This window comes from Streptomyces sp. NPDC006510 (assembly GCF_040611955.1).
Lineage (GTDB): Bacteria > Actinomycetota > Actinomycetes > Streptomycetales > Streptomycetaceae > Streptomyces.
Genome location: NZ_JBEXPH010000269.1, coordinates 1 through 9112 on the forward strand (window position 1 = coordinate 1; position 9112 = coordinate 9112).

Below are 9112 nucleotides of genomic sequence, written 5' to 3' on the forward strand. Positions count from 1 at the left end.
GCCGCGGCCCACCGCGCGGTCCTGGCCTCGGGGGCGCTGGCCAGGCCCCCGCAGGCGGGCCGGCATCTCTACGCCGATCTCGGCCCGCTCAGATCCCGGCTGGCGGGCCGCGGTGTCACGGACTCGCTGGAGCTGGAGGAGTACCTGACTGAACGTCTCGGCGCGCCGACGCCGGGCGGGCACCGGTTCGGCGACGAACTGGGGGCGCTGCGCGTACGGCTGGGCACCGGGGCGTTGCTCGGGTCGACCCCGGCACAGCAGTTGGAGTCCCTCACCGCTGTGGCGCCCCTGGAATTGCCGCATGTGGCCGAAGCCCTGAGCATTTTCGGGACGGCCCTCGACGAACTCCGATGAGGAACTGCGAGACGGGAGTCTCTCGATGACGGAACAGACCGAGCGCTCCCGCACCGGGACCGCGCAGCCGCAACCGCACCGCACAGCCCGCGGCCGGATCGTCGGACCGCGTCCGCTCGGCGAGGTCCGGGACTGGCCCAGGAGCTTCGCGGACCGGCTCACCGCGCCACTCCCGAGTGTCATAGGCATGTCCCGGCTGGCCCGTGAACACGCCCTGCGGCCCAACGCGGAAGGACTGCGCGGCATCCACCGGCTCCCCTACGCCCCCGAACCCCTGCCGGCCACCCCCGCGGGCACCACCTCCGTCACCTGGGCCGGGCACGCCAGCTGGATCATCCGCACCGGCGGGCTGACCGTCCTCACCGACCCCGTCTGGTCCCGGCGCATCCTCGGAACCCCGGCCAGGATCACCCCGGTCGGCGTCCGCTGGGAGGACCTGCCGGCCGTGGACGCCGTCGTCATCAGCCACAACCACTACGACCACCTGGACGCCCCCACCCTGCGCAGACTGCCCAGGGACACCCCGCTCTTCGTCCCCGCCGGGCTCGGCCGCTGGTGCCGCCGTCGCCGCTTCACCTGCGTCACCGAACTCGACTGGTGGGAATCGGCCGAGCTCGACGGGGTCCGCTTCGACTTCGTACCGGCCCACCACTGGTCCAAGCGGACCCTCACCGATACCTGCCGCTCGCTGTGGGGCGGCTGGATCATCGCCACTCCCGGCCCCGACGCCCAACGGATCCACTTCGCCGGGGACACCGGGTACGGGCACTGGTTCGGCGAGATCGGCAGCCGGTACCCCGGGATCGACCTGACCCTCCTGCCGATCGGGGCGTACGAACCGCGCTGGTGGCTCGGTGACGTGCACACCGATCCGGAGGAGGCCGTGCAGGCGTACGAGGATCTCGGCGCCCGTGCGATGGCACCGATGCACTGGGCCACCTTCCTGCTCTCCGCGGAACCCGTGCTCGAACCGCTGACCCGGCTGCGTACCGCCTGGCAACGGGCCGGACACCCCCGGACACGGCTCTGGGACCTGCCGATCGGCGCCTCGCGCGTACTGGAACCGGCACCCCGCACGATCAGTGGCTGAACCGCGCCCGGGTCTTCCGCCACACCGCCGGCACCCCGCTGATCAGCAACGTCAGCCCCACCGCCGCGACCACCCCCTGCCAGGGCTCGGGGAAGAGCGAACCGCCCAGAATCCCGACCAGCTGGTACGTCGCCGCCCACGCCAGACACGCCGGCACATCGCCGCGGGCGAACCGGCGCAGCGGCATCCGGCCCAGCAAGCACGCCAGCATCACCGGAATCCGCCCGGCGGGCACCAGCCGGGACAGCACGAGCACCACCGCACCGTGCTCGTCCAGCTTCTGCTGCGCCTGCGCGAGCCGCTCCGGAGCGGCCCGGTCCCTGATCGTCCGCAGCCACTTCGAACCGTTCTTCGACCGCACCCCGCGCTGACCGAGCCAGTACAGGCATATGTCACCGAGGAACGCCGCGGTCGAGGCCACCGCGAAGACGATCAGCATCGAGAACGGCGACGACTGATGCAGCGCCACCACCGCGGCCGAACTCACCAGCGCGCCCGTCGGCACCACCGGAACCAGCGCCCCCAGCGCCACCAGCAGGAACAGGGACGGATAGCCGACCGCCTGCTGCGTCGACTCCGGGGGCAGCTGTTTCACGACCTCCTGGATCACCTGGCGCCCTCCGGCCGCACCTGCTCGCCGTGGGACAGCCGGTGCACGGCCACCTCCGGCGCCAGCAGTGCCGCCTTGCGGACGAACTCGTCACCCGGTGAGTGGAACTCGTGCGGCCTGACCCCGTCCATGCCGATCGGCCAGTACGTGCCGTAGTGCACCGGCACGGCCGACCGGGGCGCCAGCCGGGCCAGCGCCTGTGCCGCACGGCCCGCGTCCAGATGGCCATGCCCCAGATACGGGCCCCAACCGCCCACCGGCAACAGCGCCACGTCCACCGGGCCGACCGCCTGCGCCATGTCGTCGAAGAGCCCCGTGTCACCGGCGAAATACGTCCGCGCCTCGCCCTCGACCACGAAGCCGAGCGCGGGGGAGCGATGCGGGCCCATCGGCAGCCGCCTGCCGTCGTGCATCGCCGGAACCGCCAGTACCCGGACGTCACCGACCCGGACCTGGTCGCCCGGGGCCACCTCGGTGATCCGCAGCCCGCGCACCGAGCGCAGCGCCCGCAGCCTCGGCACGGAGCGCATCGCGCCCAGCGGCACGATCAGCCTGCTGCCGGGGGCGAGCCTGGCCAGGGACGGCAGATGCAGATGGTCGGAGTGCAGATGCGAGACGAGCACGACATCGGCGACCGTCGCCTCGGGACCGGGCAGCTCACCGCGGCGGCGGCGCAGATGTGCGAAGCGACGCACGAAGAGCGGATCGGTGAGCACCCGGACCCCGGAGTCCTCGATGGTGCAGGTGGCATGACCCCACCAGGTGACTTCCACCGGCACGCGACGCCCTCCTCGTTCCCGGGCTCCTCGGTTCCGGCCCAGGCATCGAGCGTAGGGCCTGTCCGGCGGATCAGGGGCGCACAGGTGTTCCTGGCCCGCGCTCCTCCCGTCCTGACATGCGCCTTTTTGCGCGGGGGCCCGGAGGGTAGGGTCGCCGGTACGCCTAGCACGGGGGGAACGGCCATGGGGGACGTGACGGACGTACGGGTGGCGGCCATCGCCAGCCTCACACCGCTCGAAGAGCTCGACAGCGACCCGTTCCTGGTGGACACCCGCAGCCAGCACGACATGTGCGCCCGCTGGGCCGCGGACAAGGGATACGTCGTCACCCGGCAGCTGCGGCTCTACGGACTCCGCCCCGACCACCACGCCCTGTGGACCGATGTCGACAGCGGCGACGTCGAACTGTTCGTCGCCGCCAACGACCGCGTGCTTGAGCGGGCACTCACCTCGGTGCCGGACTTCGCCGCGGAGTGCGAGCGGCGCGGGGTGCGCCTGGAGATCGCGGGGCTGGACGAGCCGCCGTACACCGCCCGTACGAAGGCGAGCGTGCACCGCAGGCTCTCCATGCCGACCGCCGGTTACGACGGCTGCTGAACCGGCCGCGGGCCGCCGCGTCGGGTGGCCCGCGGCTCCGCTGTGAAAAGCTGGGGGCCAGGGCCCGGAACGGCGGGGTCCGGACGTGAGGTGGAACGGCGTGGGTGATGGGCGATGGCGAACAGCCGGCAGCGCCCTGATGCGAGTGGTCGTGGTGTGGGCGGTCTCGACGCTCACGATGCTGGCGCTCGCCGGGATACTGCCGGACTTCCAGCTCCAGTCGGACGACGGCGACAGCATCACCAAGATCGCGTTCACCGCGGCCTGGGGCGCCGGCGCGTTCGGTCTGCTGTCCGCACTGGTCTGGCCCGTCGTGGTGAGGGCGCTGCTCATCGTGCCCGCGCTGGTCCTCGGGCTGCTCGTCTTCTTCCTGAACGGCTCGCTGCTGCTGCTCGCCCTGCGGCTCATACCGGACGGGCGCGGCGCCGCCGACCCGGAGACGGCCGTCGTCGTCGCGGCCGTGATGTCCGCCGTCGCCTCGGCGACCTCCACGGCGCTCGCCGTCCGCGACGACAACGCCTACCGGCGCAGGCTCTCCCGGCTGGCCGTCCGCCGCCGACGCCGCACCGGCACGGACAGCGGGCGCAGCGGACCGCCGGGCACCGTCTTCATCCAGCTCGACGGCGTCGGTCACGACGTGCTCGCCCGCGCCGCCGACGAGGGCCTGATGCCGACCGTCGCGCAGTGGCTGGCGGACAAGGAAGGGCACCGGCTCACCCCGTGGCGCACCGACTGGTCCAGCCAGACCGGGGCCAGCCAGCTCGGCATCCTGCACGGCAGCAACCACGACATCCCCGCCTTCCGCTGGTACGAGAAGGAGACCGGCGACGTCATGGTCTCCAGCAGACCCGCGAGCGCCCTCGAACTCCAGCGCAGGGCCATCGCGCGCACCCGCGACGGCGGGCTGCTCACCCTGGACGGTGCCAGCCGCGGCAACCTCTTCAGCGGCGGCGCCGACCAGCTGGCGCTCGTCCTGTCCATGGCGGCCCGGTTCGGCAAGGGCCGCCGCTCCAGGGCCGGGTACTTCGCGTACTTCTCCGACCCGGCCAACGCCGTACGCACCGCTGTGTCCTTCGTCGCCGAGGTCTGCCGCGAGATCGGCCAGTCGACCCGGGCACGGATACGGAAGGTCATGCCCCGGATCAAGCGCGGCGGGCTGTACCCCTTCATCCGGGCCTTCGCGACCGTCGTCGAACGCGATGTGGTGGTCGCCGCCGTCATCGGGGACATGTTCGTCGGCCGCACCGCCGTCTATGCCGACCTGGTCGCTTACGACGAGGTGGCGCACCACTCCGGACCGAACAGCCGTGACGCGGAGAAGGTGCTCGCACGCCTGGACCGCTCGCTCGCCCTGATCGTCAAGGTCGCCCAACACACCCCGCGCACCTACCGGATCGTGCTGCTCTCCGACCATGGCCAGAGCCCCGGGGAGACCTTCGCGGAGGCCTACGGGCTGACGCTCAAGGACCTGGTGCGGGCCGGCTGCGGGCTGCCCGTGCCCCGGCGGGCCCAGCGCACCCGCAGCGGCTCGGAGGCGCGCGACGCGGTACGGATCGCCCTGCACCGGCCGGTCGGCGAGGTCGCGGCGGAACCTCTCGCGAAGCCGTCCGACCCCGTGGTCCTCGCCTCCGGCAACCTCGGCCTGATCTCCTTCCCCGACATCAAGGGACGCGCCTCGCGCGAACAGCTCGACCGCAGCCATCCCGCCCTGCTCGGCACCCTCGCCAACCACCCCGGCATCGGCTTTCTGCTGGTCCGCAGCGAGCGGCACGGATCGGTGGTGCTGGGCCGCGGCGGGGCGGAGATCCCGGTGTCGGAGCTGGCGGACGGGGAGGGGCCGCTGGCCCCGTTCGGCCCCGGGGCGGCCGCGGCGGTGCGGCGGACCGACACCTTCCCGCACGTCGCCGACGTCATGGTCAACTCGATGTACGACAGCGACACGGGCTGTGTGCACGCCTTCGAGGAACAGATCGGCTCGCACGGCGGCCTGGGCGGCGAGCAGTCCCGGCCGTTCCTGCTGTGGCCGTCCGAGCTGTCCCCGCCGGTGGCACCGGACACGGAGCTGGTGGGTGCCGAACAGGTGCACGAGGTGCTGCGGCGCTGGCTGCGGGAGTGTTCGGGGCCGCAGATCCCCCTGTCACGGCCGGGCGCGGTGGGGGGCGCCGACGAGGCGGACGGATCGGTCCGGGCGGCCGGCTGAGGGCCGTTGTCAGTGGTGGGCGGCAGGATGGGGGCCATGACGAACTCAGCTGTTGTGCTCGCCGATGCCGCCGCCTACGCCGCAGCGGTCGAAGAAGCGACGCGGGCCGCCGCCGCGTACTACGCCACGGGCGAGAGCACGCTCGACGACGATGCCTACGACCGGCTGGTGCGGGGGATCGCGGCGTACGAGCAGGAGCACCCCCAGGAGGTGCTGGACACCTCGCCGACCGGCAAGGTGGCGGGCGGCGCCGCGAGCGGGGACGTACCGCACACGGTTCCGATGCTGTCCCTGGACAACGTCTTCTCGGCCGAGCAGTTCGTCACCTGGACGGCGTCGCTGGAGCGCCGGATAGGCAGGCCCGTCGCGGCCTGGAGCGTGGAGCCGAAGCTCGACGGACTCGCCGTCGCGGCGCGATACCGGGCGGGCCGCCTGGAGCAGCTGATCACCCGGGGCGACGGCACCGCGGGCGAGGACGTCTCGCATGCGATCGGCACCGTGGTGGGCCTGCCCGAGCAGCTCGCCGATCCGGTGACGATCGAGATACGCGGCGAGATCCTCATGACGACCGAGCAGTTCGAACACGCCAACGCCGCGCGCACCGAACACGGCGGCGCCCCCTTCGCCAACCCGAGGAACGGCGCGGCGGGCACCCTCCGCGCCAAGGACCGCGCGTACACGGTGGAGACGACGTTCTTCGCCTACGGCGCCCTGCCGCTGCCCGACTCCGGCGAGCTGGCCGACACCCTTGCCGAACTCCCGCACAGCGAGGTCCTCGGGTACGTCGCCCGGCTCGGCGTGCACACCGCGGCGGACACGGACGTGGCGCCCCGCAGCGTCACCACCGTCGAGGAGGTGCAGAGCCGGGTCGAGGAAGTCGCGGCCCTGCGCGCCTCGTTGCCGTTCGGCATCGACGGCATCGTGATCAAGGCCGATCTCGCGGCCGACCAGCGCGAGGCCGGTTCCGGGAGCCGCGCACCGCGCTGGGCCATCGCGTACAAGCTCCCGGCCGTCGAGAAGGTCACCCGGCTCCTCGGCGTCGAGTGGAACGTGGGCCGTACCGGCATCATCGCGCCGCGCGCCGTGCTGGAGCCGGTCGAGATCGACGGCTCGACCGTCAGCTACGCCACGCTGCACAACCCCGCCGACATCACCCGCCGCGATCTGCGCCTGGGCGACCGCGTGATGGTCTACAAGGCGGGCGACATCATCCCCCGGATCGAGGCCCCCGTCGCCCATCTGCGGACCGGTGACGAGAAGCCCATCGACTTCCCCGAGGCGTGCCCGCAGTGCGGCTCCGAGATAGACACCAGCGAGCAGCGCTGGCGCTGTGTCCGGGGCCGCGACTGCCGACTCGTCGCCTCCGTCTCGTACGCGGCGGGCCGCGACCAGCTCGACATCGAGGGCCTCGGCGCGACCCGTGTCGTCCAGCTCGTCGATGCCGGTCTGGTGGCCGACTTCGCCGACCTGTTCACCCTCGGCCGCGAACAGCTGCTGGGCCTGGAGCGGATGGGCGAGACCAGCACCGACAACCTCCTGGCCGCCATCGAAGCGGCCCGGACCCAGCCGCTCTCCCGGGTCTTCTGCGCGCTGGGGGTACGCGGCACCGGGCGCTCCATGTCCCGGCGCATCGCCCGGTACTTCGCGGAGATGGACCGGATCAGGGCAGCCGACGCCGAGGAGCTCCAGCGGGTCGACGGCATCGGCAAGGAGAAGGCCGCGGGCGTCGTCGCAGAGCTGGTGGAACTGGCCCCGCTGATCGAGAAGCTGATGGCCGCCGGGGTCAACATGACGGAGCCCGGCGCGACGCCGCCGCCCGAGCCGGGGGAGGACGGCGAGGAAGCGGCCGCCGCCGCGGACGGGGAGGGCACCGCTCTGCCGCTGGACGGAATGACCGTGGTGGTCACCGGAGCCATGACCGGCGTACTGGAGAAGCTTTCCCGGAACGAGATGAACGAGCTGATCGAGCGGGCCGGCGGGAAGTCCTCGTCCAGCGTCTCCAAGCGCACCTCGCTCCTGGTCGCAGGCGAGAAGGCCGGATCCAAGCGCACCAAGGCGGAGGACCTCGGCATCCGGATCGCCGCGCCGGACGAGTTCGCCGAACTGGTCGCCGTGTTCCTGCCGTCGGAGGTGTGACGCACATCGGGGACCGCCGGGGCCGGACAGACCCTGGTGGATTCCGGCGGCCGAGCCCTTGGATTTTGCCGGGGAGTGGCTTTCTTTGCCTCCCTATTGCATAGTGAGGGCTCGGCCATGCCTCGCTATCAGCGGGTTCATGGGTTGGTGCGTGGCTTCGGTGGCAGGCCGGGGGAGGGGCGATGCGTTCTCTGCACGACGGACGACGTCCCGGCCCAGCCGTCCGCGGGGACCGCCGGGGTGTCACCCGTGGCCTCGCCCTGGATCTCGGCAGCTCCCGCACCCGTGTCTGGGTGCCCGGACACGGGGTCATGGCCGACACCGACGTCTGCGAGGACGCCGGTACGGAATCCGGGCACGGCCGCCCGGTCCGGCGGGGGCGCATCGTCGACCCCGAGTCCTGCGGCCGGCTGCTCGGCCGGATCGCCGACACGGCACTGGGCGCGGACCGCACCGGCACCGTGATCGTGCTCAGCCACCCCGTCCTCGCCGGGGCCCGGCACCGCGCCGAGGCGGAAGAACTGATCGCCGCCCTGGGGCCGACCACCGTCATCGCCCTCGACAGCGCGAGGGCCGCCGCCGCATGCGCCGGACCGCGGGCCGGCGGCCCGCTCCTCGTCGTCGACATCGGCGCCGAACTGACCGAGGCGACCGTGCTCGTCGACGGGCAGGTCCGCGACGCCCGCCAGGCCGAGACGGGGCTGGGTGACCTCGACCCGGCACAGCCGCCCACCGACGTCGTCCGCACCGTCCTGGACATGATCATGGAGATGTGGAAGCAGGACCGGCACGGCGCAGTCCTCGGGGCCCTGCGCAAGGGCCCGTTGCTCGCCGGGGGAGGTGCCGCCCGCCCCGACATCACCAACCGGATCGCGGTCCGCCTCGGCGTTCCGATACGTCTCGCCGACGACCCGGCGACCGCGGTCGTACGCGGCGCCGGCATGGTCCTCAGCTCCGTGCTCCGCCAGGCCGGCGAGGCGCCGGCCCTGACCGGCCGAACCGGGTGACCCCCCTCCCGGGGCCGCCCCCGGGGAATGTGCCCCCGAGGGCACGGCCGGGCGCTCCGGCACACCGCGGCACCGCACAGGCGGCGCGGCTGCTCCTCGCCGCCCTCCTGCTCACCGTCCTCACTGTCGTCGGCAGCACCCCCTCGGCCGCCGGATCCGCACTCCCCGCCCGGCCGATCGCCGGGGTGCCGCCCTCCGCCGCGTACTCACCCGGCGCCCATCAGCCCACCCCGCACACCGACCGGACCGGCCGCACGGGCACCGTCCACGACACCCGGCGCAGCCGCGCGGCCACGGCGACCGACCACCACCGGACCCAGCCGCCGCCCGCACCCCGAC

7 protein-coding genes and 2 pseudogenes are annotated in these 9112 nt (G+C 73.0%); 7 read left to right on the forward strand and 2 right to left on the reverse strand.

The window, feature by feature from the left end; all coding sequences use genetic code 11:
* Both ABZY11_RS40240 and ABZY11_RS40245 read left to right on the forward strand, forming a co-directional pair.
* Nucleotides 1-354 (forward strand): annotated as a pseudogene (locus ABZY11_RS40240) (pyridoxal phosphate-dependent aminotransferase); the annotation flags it as partial.
* Nucleotides 355-379: 25 nt separating this feature from the next.
* Nucleotides 380-1444, forward strand: coding sequence for an MBL fold metallo-hydrolase (locus tag ABZY11_RS40245; protein WP_356483918.1), 1065 nt, complete (start codon nucleotides 380-382; stop codon nucleotides 1442-1444).
* Here the strand turns inward: ABZY11_RS40245 and ABZY11_RS40250 are convergent.
* Both ABZY11_RS40250 and ABZY11_RS40255 read right to left on the reverse strand, forming a co-directional pair.
* Nucleotides 1434-2051, reverse strand: a complete 618-nt coding sequence (locus ABZY11_RS40250; protein ID WP_356483924.1) for a DedA family protein — start codon at nucleotides 2049-2051, stop codon at nucleotides 1434-1436. The genes ABZY11_RS40245 and ABZY11_RS40250 overlap by 11 nt on opposite strands.
* Complete coding sequence (locus ABZY11_RS40255) at nucleotides 2051-2833, reverse strand: MBL fold metallo-hydrolase (RefSeq protein WP_356483919.1); 783 nt, start codon at nucleotides 2831-2833, stop codon at nucleotides 2051-2053. The genes ABZY11_RS40250 and ABZY11_RS40255 overlap by 1 nt, the downstream gene beginning before the upstream one ends.
* 183 nt (nucleotides 2834-3016) lie before the next feature.
* Between ABZY11_RS40255 and ABZY11_RS40260 the strand changes: the two genes are divergently transcribed.
* The 5 genes and pseudogenes from ABZY11_RS40260 to ABZY11_RS40280 all read left to right on the forward strand — a co-directional run.
* Nucleotides 3017-3430 carry a hypothetical protein gene (locus ABZY11_RS40260; RefSeq protein ID WP_356483920.1) on the forward strand — a complete coding sequence of 138 codons (414 nt, stop codon included), beginning with the start codon at nucleotides 3017-3019 and terminating at the stop codon, nucleotides 3428-3430.
* A 100-nt stretch (nucleotides 3431-3530) separates the two neighbouring features.
* Nucleotides 3531-5630 (forward strand): phage holin family protein, encoded by a 2100-nt coding sequence (locus ABZY11_RS40265; RefSeq protein WP_356483921.1) that lies wholly within the window; start codon nucleotides 3531-3533, stop codon nucleotides 5628-5630.
* 27 nt (nucleotides 5631-5657) lie between these two features.
* On the forward strand, nucleotides 5658-7766 hold the full coding sequence (gene ligA, locus ABZY11_RS40270; RefSeq protein ID WP_356483922.1) for an NAD-dependent DNA ligase LigA: 2109 nt from the start codon (nucleotides 5658-5660) through the stop codon (nucleotides 7764-7766).
* A 182-nt stretch (nucleotides 7767-7948) separates the two neighbouring features.
* Nucleotides 7949-8773: a rod shape-determining protein gene (locus ABZY11_RS40275; protein WP_356483923.1), complete on the forward strand. Its 825-nt coding sequence runs from the start codon at nucleotides 7949-7951 to the stop codon at nucleotides 8771-8773.
* Nucleotides 8774-8802: 29 nt separating this feature from the next.
* A pseudogene (locus tag ABZY11_RS40280) lies at nucleotides 8803-9112 on the forward strand (hypothetical protein); the annotation flags it as partial.

Coding starts and splice junctions, on each gene's coding strand:
- ABZY11_RS40245 (WP_356483918.1), top strand. CDS start 380: ATGACGGAACAGACCGAGCGCTCCCGCACCGGGACCGCGCAGCCGCAA.
- ABZY11_RS40260 (WP_356483920.1), top strand. CDS start 3,017: ATGGGGGACGTGACGGACGTACGGGTGGCGGCCATCGCCAGCCTCACA.
- ligA (WP_356483922.1), top strand. CDS start 5,658: ATGGGGGCCATGACGAACTCAGCTGTTGTGCTCGCCGATGCCGCCGCC.
- ABZY11_RS40275 (WP_356483923.1), top strand. CDS start 7,949: ATGCGTTCTCTGCACGACGGACGACGTCCCGGCCCAGCCGTCCGCGGG.